We start from the raw sequence: 15,564 nt of genomic DNA on the forward strand, positions 1-15,564 counted from the left end.
AATGTTTACTCGGTACCAAACTGCTTACGTTTTTTGGCAAAAAAGCGGTCCAATCTGTCCATGGCATCTTCTAAATCATGCAGATTGGGCAAAAACACCAAGCGGAAATGGTCGGGTGCATCCCAATTAAAGCCGGTCCCTTGTACCATTAAAACGTTTTCTTCTATCAATAAATCCATCATAAACTGCATATCGTCTTTGATAGGATAAACCTCAGGATCCATCTTTGGAAAGCAATAAAACGCCCCTTGCGGCATGGTGCAAGAAATACCTTTAATGGCATTAAGACGTGAAACGGCCAGTTCGCGCTGCTTTGATAGTCGTCCTGATTTTGAAGTGAGCTCTTTCATACTTTGATAGCCGCCCATTGCCGTTTGAATGGCATATTGACCTTGAACGTTAGAACATAGGCGCATAGACGCCAGCATATCTAAGCCTTCGATAAAGTCGGCAGCGTGGTCTTTTTTACCAGAAACCATCATCCAACCAGCACGGAAACCGGCGATGCGGTGCGACTTTGATAAGCCGTTATAAGACAGCACCAGTACATCATCAGTCAAGGTGCTCATCGGCGTATGCGCCATATCATCATAAAGAATACGGTCATAAATCTCATCGGCCATGATAATTAAATCATGCTCTTTGGCGACTTCGATAATTTGCAATAACACCTCATCACTATACAGTGCGCCCGTTGGGTTATTGGGGTTGATCACCACAATGCCTTTGGTTTTGGGCGTAATTTTAGACTTAATATCTTCGATATCTGGATGCCAATTGTCGTCTTCATTACAGCGATAATGTACCGCTGTACCGCCTGCTAAATTGGCCGCTGCTGTCCAAAGCGGATAGTCGGGCATTGGCACAAGCACCTCATCGCCATCGTTCATGAGTGCTTGCATGGTCATCACAATCAGCTCAGAGACACCATTACCCAAATATACATCACGCACATCGACAGCTGATAGCAGACCTTTTGATTGATAATATTGCAAGACCGCTTTACGTGCCGCAAAAATCCCTTGCGAGTCCGAGTATCCTGTCGCTTCTGGCAGGTTCATCGCTACATCGCGCAAAATCTCATGCGGTGCTTCAAGGCCAAACGGCGCAGGGTTGCCAATATTCAGCTTTAAAATACGCTTACCTTCAGCTTCCATTTTATTGGCTGTTTGCAAAAGCGGACCGCGAATATCGTAGCAAACGTTTTGTAATTTATCGGATTTTTTAATGGGATTCATAGAGTGACCACTTATCGGGTTGGGTTGTAAATTTGCGGTAGAAGTATGGGCTACGCTTTGCTGCCTAGGCGTTTCGTTCTTATTATGAGTATTGGTTGTATTATAAGAATTGATAGGTTGATTTGAATTAGCAACGCTATCCATGTCGTTTTGCAAATCGCCACGTAATAAATAGCCTTCACTACAGCCTAAGATACGCGCTAGGGTCGGCAGCTTCGATGACACGATGCCATTGGTGCCGCGCTCCCAATTAGAAATCGCACCGCGACTCACCTTAGCACCTGCTGCCGTCATCGCCTGTGCCAACTGCTCGGCGGTCATGCCTTTATCGCGGCGCAGCTGTACCAGTCGTTCGGCTTGCGTGCTTTGAGAAGTTAGGGAAAATTCGCTATCAGCCATTGTTGTTTAAGCCTTTTATTAAAGATAATCTATTCCTAATGCAAGATATTATTGCATACACTTTATTAATGCAAGCATAAAGACATAATTTTTATAAAGTTGATATTTGATGCAAGAATAACTTGCAATTTATCCTGGTTTTATCAGTAATAAGAAAGCGAGCTAAAAGCTCGTTTAATAAAATTACAACTTTACTGATTTAGGCGGCGGCGTAATTTGCTATATTTTACTTCTCTATCTCTAATGTCGTTTCTTTAAACCTGAAACTTTAAACTGCTAAATTTATTACTTTTATAAGCAATGCCTTGAATAGTAAGACAGTCAGCAGCAGATAAAGCCTAGCGTTTTTATAAAAACGTACGATAAATTGGTCAGTAACTGACACACCGCAAATGAGATAACCAATCATTTAATAAGGATAAAAGATGCAAGACAATCAATTAAGCAAAGAAGAAATCAGCCAATTGACCGACGCAGATTGGAAAGCGCGCTTAAGTGCCGACGAATACCACGTCATGCGCGAGAAGGGCACAGAGCGTCCATTTACCGGCGTTTATAACGATGTCAATGATAAAGGTATCTACCGCTGTAAAGGCTGCGGTGCCAGCTTGTTTGAGTCGGACAATAAGTTTGACGCCGGTTGCGGCTGGCCAAGCTTCGATCAGAGTATCGATAATAGCGCTATCGATGAGCACGAAGACAATTCACTTGGCATGCGCCGTACCGAAGTGACGTGTAGCAATTGCGGCGCGCATTTGGGACACGTATTCCCTGATGGCCCACGTGAGACCACTGGTATGCGCTACTGTATCAACTCAGTGTCTATCGATTTGGATAAAGCTGAATAATAAGTATTAATATAATCAATGTTTTAGCCAAAGTTAGCATGATAAAAGGGAAGTACGCGGTGCTTCCTTTTTTCTTATCAGTACGCACGTTAATAGTAAAAATAATAAAACAATCAATTTAAGGATGAATCATGAGCACTATTTACGATTTTACCGCTGAACGTATGGATGGCACCTCGCAAGCCTTTGCCGATTATAAAGGCAAAATATTATTAATCGTCAATACCGCCAGTAAATGCGGCTTTACGCCGCAGTTTGAAGGCCTAGAGGCGCTGTATCAACAGTATAAAGAGCAAGGATTGGTGGTGATTGGCTTTCCTTGTAATCAGTTCGGCGCGCAAGACCCTGGGACTAACGAGGAGATTGGCACGTTTTGCCAAAAAAATTACGACGTCAGCTTTCCAATGATGGCAAAAGTTGATGTCAATGGTAAAGATGCGCATCCGATTTATGATTGGCTTAAAGACCAAAAAGGCGGGCTGCTGACAGATGGTATCAAATGGAATTTTACTAAGTTTTTAATTGGCACCGATGGGCAAGTGATTGACCGTTATGCGCCAACGACGAAGCCTGATGCCTTAAAAGCAGATATCGAACAAGCATTGGCGGCCAAATAAATAATAAGCTAGAGAAATTATTGGTTTTATATAAAATATAAAGCCAATAAAAACATAGGTTTGCATAAATTGCTGCTAAATTAAGAAAAAATACGCAAGAAAAAGGCAAATAGGGTTTGACAGCCATGTGTAAATCTATATAATACACACCCACAGAGCGAGGCTTTAGTTAGTTCTCTTCTGTTGAAAGTTATTTAAAGGGTGACAGCTTTGAATGTTGAAACTTTCAGGAAATCCTATTTAAAGGATTTCAGTAATATTAGTTTGGATGCGTAGCTTCCTAGAATTTACGAAAATGTAAATTCTCTTGCGCTCAGACGAAGCAGTGCTTCGTTTTATCCTCGCTCAGGGTGATTAGCTCAGTTGGTAGAGCGTCTGCCTTACACGCAGAATGTCGGCGGTTCGAATCCGTCATCACCCACCACTCATTTAGCGAGTGGGTCTTTTAGAAGACGAAATGCTAAAGACGACCTAAGCAGCGGTAGTTCAGTTGGTTAGAATACCGGCCTGTCACGCCGGGGGTCGCGGGTTCGAGTCCCGTCCGCTGCGCCATTTTCTGTAGTATTAGAAAACGAATTTAGACTGTTAAGTCTAAGCAAGTTTCGCCTCAAACATTAGATTGTTTGAGGTTTTTTTGTGTCTGCTTATTTTAAATAGTAGCGGCGTGACTTATATTTCTATTGTATGCTGTGCTAACAGATAATTTCTACATGGCTATTGATAATAGGGATAGAAAATAACATGGAATATAACCACATACCTAGAGAGCCGCTAGGCTTTTTTCCAACCCCTCTGGTTGAGCTGAAACGATTGAGTCAAGCCTTGGGCGGCCCCAAAATCTATATGAAAAGAGATGACAATACGGGGCTAGCATTGGGTGGCAACAAAACCCGCAAGCTTGAATTTATCCTCGGTGACGCGCTTGCCAAAGGTACCGATACAATCATCACTGCGGGCGCGATACAGTCAAACCATTGCCGTCAGACAGCAGCGGCGGCGGCAAGCTTAGGACTAGAGTGTCATTTAGTCTTGGGCGGTGAAGAGCCGGAGCAGGTAAATGGCAACCTTTTACTAGATAAGGTGTTTGGTTGTCATATCCACTGGGCAGGCAATCATCGCAAAGGTGAGGAAATTCCTAGCATCGTTGAACAATTAACTAACCAAGGCAAAAACGTCTACGTGGTACCGTACGGTGGTTCAAGCGAGCTTGGGGCGTTAGCCTTTGTAGAGGCGTTTAAAGAGCTAGAATCGCAGCGTCAAAGCCTGGATATATCCTTGACTCATATCGTGTTTGCCTCAAGCTCTGGCGGCACGCAAGCGGGCTTAATGCTTGGCAACAAAATCTTTAACTCACCTTATCAAATCGTCGGTATTAATATTGATAAAAGCGAAACCGATAAAGTCGCCTTTGATCAATATACGCTAGCGCTTGCTAATAGCACGGCAAAATTAATCAAGACAGATTACGAATTTACCGAGTCAGATCTGATTCTTAACTCTGATTATGTTGGTGAAGGCTATGGCGTAGTGGGTGCATTAGAAAATGAGGCGATTGCTTTGACGGCGCAAACAGAAGGGATATTGGTCGACCCTGTTTATACTGGTCGCGCGATGGGCGGACTTATCGATATGATTCGTACTGGGAAGATTAAGAAAACTGATAGTGTGTTGTTTTGGCATACTGGCGGTGCGCCAGCTTTATTTGCTTATGCCCATGATTTGGATTTGGCGAAAAAAAGCCGTAAGCCAGAAGTTTGATTCCTTACAACAAGAAATTTGACTTGTTATTGGTTTATAAAACAAGTGCTTATGGGCGCTGATTAAGTCGACTGACAGCAGCAATCAGCGCCACCATAATAATACCCATAATAATAAGAATCCCCGACATAAGGTGCGCTGCTTCATAATTTAGCGCCTCTACTTGCTCATATATCGCAATAGAGACAACCTTGGTCTCACCTGAAATGCTGCCACCTATCATCAGTACCACGCCAAATTCGCCAATGGTATGCGCAAAACTGATTAAGCCGCCTAGAATGATGCCAATGTGCGCTTGCGGTAGGACGATTTTTATAAAACGTCTAAGACGGCTAGGCTCTAATAAGCTTGCCACTTCCATTACGCTTTGAGGAATGCGCAAAAACTGAGCGTAGACAGGCTGAATATAAAAAGGCAGGGAGTAGATGATAGAGCCGATCACCAGCCCTTCAAAGGTAAAAACCAAAGGGCTGATATTATGCTTGATAAGCCATTGTCCAATACCGACGCTCGGGCTGAGTAATAATAATAAATAAAAACCAATGACGGTAGGCGGCAAAACAAGAGGCATCGCAATAATGCCCATCAATAGAATCTTTATACGCCCAACGATATTTCCGCGGCTAGGCTTGGCAAGCCAATAGGCGAGTGGCGTCGCAAATAACAATAAGCAAAGGGTGGTAATGCTGGCAAGCTTGATGCTTACCCATACCGGTAGCAGCATGTCTGAAATAAGAAACTGGGACATCATAGCGTGATTATCTATCTACCTTTTATCCAGTGCGCCGCTGATAGGACATTATTTATGAAGCCATGTTATTTATAGATCGCTTGCCTTGATAAGGTGTCACTTATGTTACATTTCACTTGTTTTACGAAGGCAAGCATATCAAGGGCTAAAGTATTCACTTGAGCAAACCTAAGCCGTATTTATTCTCTCGATAGATTGCTACAAACAAGCTACTTAACAGCCAAATAACCCGCTTTAGCAAAATAAGCCTGTCCAGCAGGCGAGCGCAGGTAATCAGTAAAATCTGCTGCGCTAGCAACATCGGTAATGACGATACCGTCCTGCAGGATAGCAGGATAAGAGTCGGCTGGTAAAATATAAAATTGCTCGGGCGTCGCTTTGATGGCGGTCACTTGCGACTGGGCGACAAAGCCATAATCGACATTACCTGTGTGGGCATATTGAAAAGCTTGGCCAATATTTTCCGCCTGAATGATGCGCTTTTGTGCTGTTAGAGAGTCGTAAAGGTTTTGTGCTTGTAAATAAGCCTTGGCAGATTCGCCATAAGGCGCAAGCTCAGGGTTGGCAATAGTAATTTTCGTCTTGTCATCACGCTTTAATAGCTCAGTCAGTGTACTCTGATTCAAACTATCAACCGGCTTGGTCGCGCTATAAATAGAGAGTTGGCCTTGAGTATAGGTAAACGGCGTATGGCTGCTGTCACCTTTAAACATATCATCGACCAATTTAGCCGGAAACTCTTGGTTGGCTGCTAAGAAAATATCGTAAGGTGCGCCGGCAGTGATTTGCGAATATAGTTTACCTGAAGAAGCAAAGGTAACCTCGATCTCTTGATCGGGCAGATTTTTATCTTTTTTATAACCTTCGATGATTTCAGGCAATACGTCTGATAAATTGGCGGCGGCAGCAATGCGAATGGCTTCACTAGGTTGAGTAGTCAGTGGTGCGTTTTCTGCAACGGTCGCTGTCTCATTAGGGCTGTTTTCTTGGCTACAAGCGCTGAGTATTAAAGCCAAGCACGCAGATGCGCCCAATGTTGCTATCGATTTAGACCGTTTTAAATAAGACAAATTGGTAATTGGTTGATGCTGAGCATATGATGGTTTTGAGTGCATAACCTACATCCTCTACTTTAAAAAAGAACAATAGTCAGTGAAAATGAATAATTTTGCAGTATATATCAGTTTTTTATAGTTATTGGCTTAATTGTTTTCTAAACGATATGCATATCACGACTATATATTTTTCATCAATGTTATTGAGTGAGTCGTCATTAGTTAATCATTAATTAGCCATTATTGCTCAGCCATTTTGAAGAATCATCTTGGTAATATTCCTGTTTCCACACCGGAATATCGGCTTTAATCGTATCTAATATCCAGCGGCAAGCGTCAAAAGCAGGATAGCGATGGGCAGAAACCACACCAACCCAAACTGCCACATCGCCAATCTCTAGCGCGCCAATGCGATGGATAGCAATGGCATCGAGAATCTCAAAGCGCTTTTTGGCCTCTTTGATGATGGCGCGGCCTTGATTGATGGCCAAATCTTCATAGCCATAGTAGGTTAGACGATTGACGCTTGTGGCATTATTATGGTTGCGTACGCGGCCTTCAAAGCAGACAAAGGCGCCGCAGCTGTCATTATCGAGCGTTTTCTTAAGGCGACTTTCGTCAATATCGGTATCTAACAGCGCAAAACCATCTCGTTCAGCGATGAGATACGCTTCATCTATGCTACGTTTGATGCTCATCGATTGGCCATGTACATTGTCTGTCATTTTTTCTGCCTATTATTTAGCAATTTCGTTTAACAAGATTTTTAACTTTTAAGCATCGCGTAAAGTCACGACGCTCATAAAAAGTGAATTCATAAAAAAGGATAAATGAGTAGGTTAATAAAAAGCTATGTTAAATTAACCACCAGCAACTGGCGTGATAAAAACCACACTATCGCCATCATAAATCTCATCCGTCCACTTGGCAAAATAGTCATTTACCGCCACGCGTAGCTCCGACTGCGAACGACTAAAACGATGCTTTTGGCGCAGCTGCTCATAGAGTTCGGTCAATGAAGTCGACTGTGGCACCGTGATTTTTTCTTCATGGCAATTGGCTTCATCGGCTAAGCTGGCGAAATATAAGACGTTGATATTCATCATGGTTTCTAACTTAGAGTCTGTATTGCTTTCTACTAAGGTGCTCATAGCAATCTCCCTTATTGATAAACTGCTTATTTACTGTCTAACTGTACGTTTTTTACAACTTTATTTTTTTAAATCATTCTTACTTATGCTGATAGTCGGATTTACCGCCAGTTTTTTTCATAAGATGGATATTATCAATCACAATGTCGTGTGAGATGGCTTTGGTCATATCATAAATAGTCAAGCAGGCGACGCTAACGGCGGTTAATGCTTCCATTTCCACCCCAGTTTTATGAGTGACTTTAACGGTAGCGGTTACGGTAATGCTATGATGGGCATCATCGTATGCAAAGCTTAGACCGATTTTATCCAAGGGCAGGGGGTGACAAAGGGGAATCAGGTCGTGGGTGCGTTTGGCTGCCATGATACCAGCGATATGAGCGGTTTGAGTGATGCTGCCTTTTTTGGTCATACCGTCAGCGGCTTTAATTTGCGTATAGATATCTGCAGGAAAAACCACTTGTCCGCTTGCATGGGCTTCTCTGGTACCCGCCGTTTTGCCACTCACATCAACCATGGTGATATCACCGTCGCTATCTAAATGTGATAAGCCAGACTGGTTACTTGGTAGCTTAGTTGCTTGTTTGGTCGCTTGGTTACTGTCTTTTTGACTATCGCTATTCATTCTTTATTTCTCTTAAATGGCTCGTTTTTCTTAAATACAGTGCTTATTAAATGGCAATTTCTTCTTAAAGTTGCTTTCTTTAACCAAACCTTTAAATAAACCTTTTTATAAGTTGCTCAAAGCTAAACAAGCACGGGCAAAATCTTTAGGCGTATTAAAATTGGTTAACGCTTGCCATGCTTTGGTAAAGGGTACAGGCTGCACAATCGGCTTAATAAATTTCATTACTTGCCGCTGTCCGTCGTCAATATACTGCTTTAACTCAGGCTCAATACTTAAACGATATAAACCTAATAATGGATATAAATGGCTGTCATCGGTTAAACAAATGACAGACTTGCCGTCAGCTTGCCTGATATAAGGTTGCAGTTTTTGCCATAAATCGCTGATAGGAATCAAGCTATCACAGCTAATGACCAGCAGCCAAGATTGTTGCCAGTTTGCGTCTTTTGTTAATTGGTTTGAACTTGCCAAACGCTTTAATGATTGCAGCGCTGCTTCAATCGCTACCAACGCGCCGCCGGTTTCAATCGATTTATCATCTTTTTTAGAAACACTTTTACTAGAAAGATAATCAGTAATATGGAAAATTGGCAACTGCATGTCTTTGTTAATCGAATCTACATGGACGCTAAAACCACGTCCATTATCGGCAATCATAATAGGTAGATTGCTCATCATCGCAGCGCTTAATTCAAGCGCCTGTCTGACATGATAATCAAGCAAACGCTCAGCTGTTGGCAAGATAAGCTCAGCTTTTGGCGAACCCATACGTTTGGAGGCGCCGCCTGCTAAAATAACGATACCGGCTAAGCTACTGAGTTCATCAGCTTGGGTTGAGCTGTCTGCAACTTGCAGCATGAACTAATCGTGACCTGGGTTGGTGCGCATAAAGTGCGGCACAAAGTTACAAGGGCGCGTGCGGCTATCGAGCTGCTCTTGTAAGATACCTTCCCACGCAGTGCGGCAAGCACCTGACGAACCGGGTAGGCAAAAAATGCCCGTACCGTTTGCCATACCAGCAACGGCGCGAGATTGAATCGTCGACATGCCGATATCGTCTTTTGAGATTAAGCGGAACATCTCGCCAAAGCCATCAACCGATTTATCAAATAATACGCCAACCGCCTCTGGCATGCTGTCTCTAATATAAAAACCAGTACCGCCCGTGGTGATAATAGCGTGCACATCTGGGTCGGCAATCCAGCCGCTGATAACGGCTCTGATTTTATAAATATCATCAATTATCAGCTGACGGTCGGCCAGTTGATGCCCTGCTGCGGTCAGTTGGTCGACCAAATATTGCCCTGAAGTATCTTCTGCAAGAGTACGACTGTCAGAAACCGTCAAGATGGCGATATTAAGCGGGGTAAAGGGTGCTTGCAGCTTACTCATGAATGTTCCTTAATAAATACGCTTGTGATAAAAAATGAAAAATTTGATTATTAGTATATTTTTGATTCTAACCACCAATCATCGACAAGTTATTCATCATGCCGCTGTTTGATTCGTGAAGGTAATGATGCTCAGGTTTAATCGGCATAAAGCTGTGCAGGGTATTCACAAGTCCTGCGACATCGTCTTGCTCGAGATACGGACGAATATCGTAGTTACCTTGATCAAATAGACACAGATGCACCTTACCTTGGCTACTGATCCGCAGACGATTGCAGCTGTCACAGAAATGGGCAGCATAAGGAGCAATCATGCCGATACGACCTTTATAATCTGGATGGCTATATTCTATCGCTGGACCGTCATTGCTGCCACGGTCATGAGTTTGCCAGCCGTGCTTGATTAGATAATTGGTGATGATGTCAGACTGTGCGTGTTGGGCAAAAAACAAATCGCTGTTGTCGCTGGTTTGCATAAATTCGATAAAGCGATAGGTGACCGCTCTGTCTTTGACATAGTCGATCGCATTCATCAGATTTTCAAAGGCGGTTTCTGCCATTAAAATACTGTTTATTTTTAGCTTAATATCTGTGGTCGCAAGTAAGGTATCCATATCAGCCAACAGCTGCGGCAACATATCAAAGCCTGTCATCTTATGAAAAGTCGTGGCATCAAAGCTGTCCATACTGATATTGATTTGATTCAGTCCAGCCGCTTGCCAAGCAGCCAAATGCTTGCCAAGCTTATAGCCATTGCTGGTCATAGCAACCGTTTCAATACCTTCGGTGTTTTTGATGGTTTTAATAATGTCTACCACATCACGGCGTATAGAAGGTTCACCGCCGGTAATCCTAACTTTTTTGGTGCCAACTTGGGCAAAGCCGCGGATTAAGGTAGCAATTTCAGTGACGCTGAGCTCGTTTTGTGGGGGTTTGCCTTGATAGCCATCTGGCAGGCAATATTCACAGCGAAAATTACAAAAATCAGTAATCGATAAACGCAAATAGGTAAGACGTCGTGCGAAACCATCGGTTAATGGTTGAGAGAGCGTGACCGGAGAATACGTCGACGAGAAAGCCGTTTTCGACGATAAGTCACCGTCAAAAATAGCAGGTGCAGCGGCAGGCGAGTACAATTGCACATTGCCTGCGTTGGGGGCAAGATGGTTCATAGATGATTACCATTAATATTAAGTATAGTGTGTACTTTTAGGCGTTGCCTCAGGTTGTGAGTGGGAAATTCCATTTATAGTTAATTATGACAGCTTGCGCGCAAATAACCATTCACCGTAAGTGAGCTAAAAACTACCACCAAAGTAGTAGATAGCACTTGATAGTAAACCCTCAGTTTCTCACGATTAATGGCATAAAGAGTTATTAACTATGTAACCATTAAGTCACTATGTAAGGATTAATAGTGCAGCCCTTATTAATAACACAGCGCTTAGCTATACAACCAAGGAAAAGGCTGAACCAATACTTGTTCGCCAGCGGCTACATTGCCAGAATCTTGCGCCAAGACAATAAAGCAATTGGCGTGGCTCAGCTGTTTGATACGGTGCGATTGCTGTTTGCTAAAGCTTTCAACTGCAAAATTGCCGGCTGCATTCTGCGACATAATGCCCCTTTGAAAGTCCATCCGTCCGGCTGATTTTTTGATATCGTTTTTAAGGGTAGCGGTCAGGCTAAGCTGCATGGGTCGCTCTTGTGGTGCAGCGCCTGCCATTTGCCACAAAGCGGGAATGACAAATTGCAAGCTGCCAACGACAGTTGATAGGGGATTGCCGGGTAAACCAAAGTATAGTACCGGCTTAGCAAGATTTTGCGTCAGCTCGCCAAAGACAAACGGTTTGCCGGGTTTCATGGCGACTTTATAATGATTAATCTGCCCTAGCTGCTCAATGACGGTGGTTAAAAAGTCATAGTCACCAACCGATACGCCAGCGGTAGAGATAAGGACGTCGCACTCTTGCATCGCTTGGGTTATGGCAGCGGTGGTTTTATCTAAATCATCAGCAATGATGCCATAATCGCGGACAGTGACGGGTAAGCTTGAGAGTAAGGTTTTTAGTGTCGGGGTGTTGGAGTTATAGATTTGCGCTAGGCTGGTTAGCTCATTGCCAATCGCCACCAATTCATCGCCCGTTGCGAGTACACCAACGATTAAAGGCTGATAAACATCGACCTTATCAAAGCCTAAATTCGCTAATAGGCTGATATCAGTAGGATTTAAGCGTTTACCCTTTTGTAATACCACATCCTTAGCTTCAATCTCTTCGCCTTGCTTACGGATATTGTCATTAGGATTAGCAGTTTTGCTAAGCGTAATGGTATAAGGCTTAGATTTATCAATACGGTCTTTTATAGCGGCAAAATTGGTGTTTTCTTGCATGACGACCGTATCGCAGCTGTCAGGAACGACGGCACCCGTAAAGATGCGTACCCCTTGTCCTGCGACAATGTCACCATTATAAGGACTGCCCGCTTGCGACTCACCGACGATCGCAATCGCGCTTTCGGCGTCAAGCGTACTGCCTTGTGCCAACGCATAACCATCCATCGCCGACAGATTTTGTCTAGGGATAGCAAACGGCGAGACGATATCTGTTGCCAAGATATGATTGCGACTGTCTAATAAATCGTAGCTTACGACGTCTCTTCTGCTGAGCGGAAAATCGTCATTATTATACGTTTCTATACGCTGCGTTATTTTTGCGGTAAGCCCTGCGACAGTAATCATAAATCCCTACTTATTTTATTTATATATATTGAACTGAGATAGCCATTTAGCTTATACAAGGACTAGGGCGTGTCTTCAATTCAATCGATGGACATCTAAATGGGCTAAAAATGGCTAAATTTTGCCAAACTTCATCAAATAGCTAGGTAATATCCCGATATTAACGGCGCTATTTTCCTTGTTTGACTGCAATTTATCTCATTTTTATCACCATTTTTGAAATGAAGACACGCCCTAAAGTCATCTAGCTATCGAGATGGTATAACCTAACAAGATACGTTATACCATACGAGCTATTTTATATCATCACTACCTATCATAATGCGGCTTTAACATATAAAAATTAATTGAATGAAAATAGATTGTTTAGCCGCGGAATATGTTTTCTTGTTCAAGCGACATCTCGATACCTTCGATATCGGCATCATTTGCTAAGGTAAATAAGTAATCGCACAAGGATTGGTGAAAGGCTTGTTGGCTGAGCTTATTATGAATCGTAGGGCTGACTTGCTCATAAGTCATCTGAATGCCAGGCTCTTTGGTTAGCACGTCGACAACATGAAAACCATAACGGCTCTCGATAGGGCTTGGCGCCAGTCCTGCATCCATTTTAAATAACGTGCCTTCAAATTCTGGTACAGTCTGACCTTTATTAATAATGCCAAGCTCGCCGCCTTGCTCTTTTGATGGGCAAGCTGAATGCTGGCGCGCCAGTTGGATAAACTCGGCATCGGGGTTGGCATTATTTTTGATTTGTTCGATAAATTCGTAGGCGGTTTTTTTAAGTTTTAATCGCTCATCACCATCTTCTGGCGGACATGCCAACAAAATATGACGGACATTCATAATAGGGTCGGTCTTAAAGTCAGTGATATTCTGCTTATAATAGCGCTCGCAGGTTGCCATATCGGGCATCGTTGCTTGCACGTTTTTTTCTATTAAGTCAGAGATGGCTTTTTCTTCATCGTCAAGCCATGCTGTCTCGCCAAGGCTTGGCTCATCTAAAACGGCAAGGCGCAAGAGTTCACGCACCACCAAGGCTTGCGTCGCTAGAAACACCGCATCTTCTTTATTGGGGGCAGGGTGGTATTGCAGCTCTTGGGCAATCGCGGTTCTATCTATCATCACGCCATTGACGGTCACCGATGGCAGCTCATCACGGCTAGAGGCAATCAGGTTTTTGTGGTTGCTGCGCTCTTCTGCCATGGCTTTTTCGATAAACTCTTGGTCAGAATGCGGTTTTTGCAAATCATTTAAGGTTGGCATAACCCGCAAGATATCATCACCACGACCCGTCGGAGCATGGCTATGACTATGATGGTCATGGTCGTGATTGCCATGACTATGATTGTCACTATGCCCATGAGTGTGTTGATGGTTTGCATGGTCGGCTGGATTATAAGTACTGACAGTCATGGCGTTACTCCACTAAGGGTTTTGGTAATAGAAATTTTAAAATACGATATCACGTTACTGCAAAAAATATGGCTAATAAAAATTCGCTTTAAAACAAGTTTTATGAAAACTATAAGGCTTAAGACTATTTGTAAAAGTCTAAACAAAAAAATAGAGCCACCTTTAAATATTTACTCACTAATGAAGCGTTTAAAGGCGGCTCTATGGCAATTGCAGACTGACTTTATATCTCCTTAATAAAGCATCGAGCGTATTTTTCGCACCCTCAATACTTTATTAAACGGATCATTTAAGCCAGCTCTAGACTCATTTTAGGGCCAAACGGCTCATAATGAACGCTATCAACGCCATGGTCTAAGGCCATTAGACCATCGATAATGCTTTCCATAAACATCATAGAACCACAGACATAAATATCAGCAGGCTTCGGTAAATTAGCAAGCCATGCTTCATCTAAAATTTGCCCAGATTCAAAGTAGAAAATGTGCTTTTCTACGTTTTCGGCGGCGGCAAGTAATTCGTTAACTTTGCTATCAAAAGCGTGATGGTCTTTATTCTGACAAGCATAAACCCAAACGATAGGACGTTTTGGATTGGCGGTGACTTGCGCCTCTAACATCGACAAAATCGGGGTGACACCAACGCCTGCGCTCACCAGTACCAACGGAATGTCATTTTGCTGAATTAAGTCTTGGTTGAGCTCAAAATCACCAGCGGGTGCAGATAATAAAATCGTATCGCCAACGTCTAAGTGATCATGTAAGTGGTTTGATACCAAGCCATAATGCTCATTACGGTTGTCGCGTCTAACGGCAAATTGGATGCCTTTATCGCTCGTGGCTGAGTATAAAGAATAATGACGTAGAGCAAGATGGTCGCTGTCTTCTGGGTCAGTTTTAACCGTGATGTATTGACCGGCGCTCAGGCTTAATTTGCTTAAATCAATATCGTCGTTCACGGGAACGACAGTAAAGGCGGCGATATCTGTCGCGGCTTCTACTTTTTCAGTGATTTTAAACGGCGCAAAGCCTTCCCACATTTCTTGCTCATACATGGTTTTTTCTAGCTGAATAAAGACATCAGCAATTTCATCATAGGCTTCAGTCCACGCATCGATGATGTCATCGTTGGCGGCTTCGCCCAATACTTCTTTGATAGCGCCTATTAAGTGATGACCAACAATCGGGTAGTGCTCTGGCAAAATTTGCAAGGCGCGGTGTTTGTGACTGATTTGCGTGACTTGCGGTAGTAGTACAGCCAATTTGTCCAAGTGCTTTGCTGCGGCCAAAACTGTCATGGCTAGTGCAGTCTGCTGACGGCCTAGTTTTTGGTTGGTTTCGTTAAAGATATCTAAGAGTTCAGGGTGTTGGTTGAACATGTTTTTATAAAAGACGGTCGTAATTGCTGTGCCATGCTCCTCAAGTACAGGAACGGTTGCTTTTACGATCTCTAGTGTTTTTGGTGACGCCATGGTGGATCCTTTAGTGATTTACACAGTGATAAGTTTAGAAGCGTTAGCTCAATAAATGAGCGTATTAACCTTGATTAAACTGCTTTAAAAAACGCTGGGAT

The 15,564-nt window shown here is 43.1% G+C and carries 15 protein-coding genes and 2 tRNA genes; 5 read left to right on the plus strand and 12 right to left on the minus strand.

Annotated elements, in window-relative coordinates; genetic code table 11:
- Nucleotides 1-5 precede the first annotated feature (5 nt).
- Nucleotides 6-1,637, minus strand: a complete 1,632-nt coding sequence (locus AB8P72_RS03785) for an aminotransferase class I/II-fold pyridoxal phosphate-dependent enzyme (RefSeq protein WP_369958038.1) — start codon at nt 1,635-1,637, stop codon at nt 6-8.
- A gap of 425 nt (nt 1,638-2,062) precedes the next feature.
- On the opposite strand from AB8P72_RS03785, the gene msrB reads away from it, so the two are divergent.
- The 5 genes from msrB (at nt 2,063) to AB8P72_RS03810 (ending at nt 4,860) form a co-directional block, all read left to right on the plus strand.
- The gene (gene msrB, locus AB8P72_RS03790) at nt 2,063-2,485 is read left to right on the plus strand and encodes a peptide-methionine (R)-S-oxide reductase MsrB (RefSeq protein ID WP_068404968.1); all 423 of its coding nucleotides are present in this window, start codon (nt 2,063-2,065) and stop codon (nt 2,483-2,485) included.
- 131 nt (nt 2,486-2,616) lie between these two features.
- On the plus strand, nt 2,617-3,102 hold the full coding sequence (locus AB8P72_RS03795) for a glutathione peroxidase (protein WP_369958039.1): 486 nt from the start codon (nt 2,617-2,619) through the stop codon (nt 3,100-3,102).
- Nucleotides 3,103-3,450: 348 nt separating this feature from the next.
- Nucleotides 3,451-3,526 (plus strand) — tRNA-Val (locus AB8P72_RS03800).
- A 51-nt stretch (nt 3,527-3,577) separates the two neighbouring features.
- Nucleotides 3,578-3,654: transfer RNA gene (locus AB8P72_RS03805), tRNA-Asp, on the plus strand.
- A gap of 189 nt (nt 3,655-3,843) precedes the next feature.
- A complete protein-coding gene (locus tag AB8P72_RS03810) occupies nt 3,844-4,860 on the plus strand; it encodes a D-cysteine desulfhydrase family protein (RefSeq protein WP_369958040.1) in 1,017 nt (338 codons plus the stop codon).
- Nucleotides 4,861-4,909: 49 nt separating this feature from the next.
- On the opposite strand, the gene modB is transcribed toward AB8P72_RS03810, so the two are convergent.
- The 11 genes from modB to AB8P72_RS03865 all read right to left on the minus strand — a co-directional run bounded on the left by modB (nt 4,910) and on the right by AB8P72_RS03865 (nt 15,463).
- Entirely contained in the window at nt 4,910-5,611 is a 702-nt protein-coding gene (gene modB / locus AB8P72_RS03815) for a molybdate ABC transporter permease subunit (RefSeq protein WP_369958041.1), read from the minus strand.
- 209 nt (nt 5,612-5,820) lie between these two features.
- Complete coding sequence (gene modA, locus AB8P72_RS03820) at nt 5,821-6,726, minus strand: molybdate ABC transporter substrate-binding protein (protein ID WP_369958042.1); 906 nt, start codon at nt 6,724-6,726, stop codon at nt 5,821-5,823.
- A gap of 173 nt (nt 6,727-6,899) precedes the next feature.
- Nucleotides 6,900-7,391 (minus strand): molybdenum cofactor biosynthesis protein MoaE, encoded by a 492-nt coding sequence (locus tag AB8P72_RS03825; RefSeq protein ID WP_068404974.1) that lies wholly within the window; start codon nt 7,389-7,391, stop codon nt 6,900-6,902.
- A gap of 135 nt (nt 7,392-7,526) precedes the next feature.
- On the minus strand, nt 7,527-7,817 hold the full coding sequence (locus AB8P72_RS03830; protein ID WP_369958043.1) for a MoaD/ThiS family protein: 291 nt from the start codon (nt 7,815-7,817) through the stop codon (nt 7,527-7,529).
- 79 nt (nt 7,818-7,896) lie between these two features.
- Complete coding sequence (gene moaC / locus AB8P72_RS03835; RefSeq protein ID WP_369958263.1) at nt 7,897-8,334, minus strand: cyclic pyranopterin monophosphate synthase MoaC; 438 nt, start codon at nt 8,332-8,334, stop codon at nt 7,897-7,899.
- Nucleotides 8,335-8,547: 213 nt separating this feature from the next.
- Nucleotides 8,548-9,303 carry a molybdenum cofactor guanylyltransferase gene (locus tag AB8P72_RS03840; protein WP_369958044.1) on the minus strand — a complete coding sequence of 252 codons (756 nt, stop codon included), beginning with the start codon at nt 9,301-9,303 and terminating at the stop codon, nt 8,548-8,550.
- 3 nt (nt 9,304-9,306) lie between these two features.
- Nucleotides 9,307-9,837: a molybdenum cofactor biosynthesis protein B gene (gene moaB / locus AB8P72_RS03845; protein WP_089555991.1), complete on the minus strand. Its 531-nt coding sequence runs from the start codon at nt 9,835-9,837 to the stop codon at nt 9,307-9,309.
- 67 nt (nt 9,838-9,904) lie between these two features.
- Complete coding sequence (moaA, locus tag AB8P72_RS03850; protein WP_369958045.1) at nt 9,905-11,008, minus strand: GTP 3',8-cyclase MoaA; 1,104 nt, start codon at nt 11,006-11,008, stop codon at nt 9,905-9,907.
- Between the two features lie 272 nt (nt 11,009-11,280).
- The gene (glp, locus tag AB8P72_RS03855) at nt 11,281-12,576 is read right to left on the minus strand and encodes a gephyrin-like molybdotransferase Glp (protein ID WP_369958046.1); all 1,296 of its coding nucleotides are present in this window, start codon (nt 12,574-12,576) and stop codon (nt 11,281-11,283) included.
- A 366-nt stretch (nt 12,577-12,942) separates the two neighbouring features.
- Nucleotides 12,943-13,842 carry a peptidylprolyl isomerase gene (locus tag AB8P72_RS03860; RefSeq protein WP_369958264.1) on the minus strand — a complete coding sequence of 300 codons (900 nt, stop codon included), beginning with the start codon at nt 13,840-13,842 and terminating at the stop codon, nt 12,943-12,945.
- Between the two features lie 439 nt (nt 13,843-14,281).
- On the minus strand, nt 14,282-15,463 hold the full coding sequence (locus AB8P72_RS03865) for a globin domain-containing protein (protein ID WP_369958047.1): 1,182 nt from the start codon (nt 15,461-15,463) through the stop codon (nt 14,282-14,284).
- Nucleotides 15,464-15,564 lie beyond the last annotated feature (101 nt).

The organism is Psychrobacter sp. CLB018 (assembly GCF_041222815.1).
In the GTDB taxonomy this organism is placed as follows: Bacteria; Pseudomonadota; Gammaproteobacteria; order Pseudomonadales; family Moraxellaceae; genus Psychrobacter; species Psychrobacter faecalis.

Coding starts and splice junctions, on each gene's coding strand:
- AB8P72_RS03785 (WP_369958038.1), bottom strand. CDS start 1,637: ATGGCTGATAGCGAATTTTCCCTAACTTCTCAAAGCACGCAAGCCGAA.
- msrB (WP_068404968.1), top strand. CDS start 2,063: ATGCAAGACAATCAATTAAGCAAAGAAGAAATCAGCCAATTGACCGAC.
- AB8P72_RS03795 (WP_369958039.1), top strand. CDS start 2,617: ATGAGCACTATTTACGATTTTACCGCTGAACGTATGGATGGCACCTCG.
- AB8P72_RS03810 (WP_369958040.1), top strand. CDS start 3,844: ATGGAATATAACCACATACCTAGAGAGCCGCTAGGCTTTTTTCCAACC.
- modB (WP_369958041.1), bottom strand. CDS start 5,611: ATGATGTCCCAGTTTCTTATTTCAGACATGCTGCTACCGGTATGGGTA.
- modA (WP_369958042.1), bottom strand. CDS start 6,726: ATGCACTCAAAACCATCATATGCTCAGCATCAACCAATTACCAATTTG.
- AB8P72_RS03825 (WP_068404974.1), bottom strand. CDS start 7,391: ATGACAGACAATGTACATGGCCAATCGATGAGCATCAAACGTAGCATA.
- AB8P72_RS03830 (WP_369958043.1), bottom strand. CDS start 7,817: ATGAGCACCTTAGTAGAAAGCAATACAGACTCTAAGTTAGAAACCATG.
- moaC (WP_369958263.1), bottom strand. CDS start 8,334: ATGGTTGATGTGAGTGGCAAAACGGCGGGTACCAGAGAAGCCCATGCA.
- AB8P72_RS03840 (WP_369958044.1), bottom strand. CDS start 9,303: ATGCTGCAAGTTGCAGACAGCTCAACCCAAGCTGATGAACTCAGTAGC.
- moaB (WP_089555991.1), bottom strand. CDS start 9,837: ATGAGTAAGCTGCAAGCACCCTTTACCCCGCTTAATATCGCCATCTTG.
- moaA (WP_369958045.1), bottom strand. CDS start 11,008: ATGAACCATCTTGCCCCCAACGCAGGCAATGTGCAATTGTACTCGCCT.
- glp (WP_369958046.1), bottom strand. CDS start 12,576: ATGATTACTGTCGCAGGGCTTACCGCAAAAATAACGCAGCGTATAGAA.
- AB8P72_RS03860 (WP_369958264.1), bottom strand. CDS start 13,842: ATGCCAACCTTAAATGATTTGCAAAAACCGCATTCTGACCAAGAGTTT.
- AB8P72_RS03865 (WP_369958047.1), bottom strand. CDS start 15,463: ATGGCGTCACCAAAAACACTAGAGATCGTAAAAGCAACCGTTCCTGTA.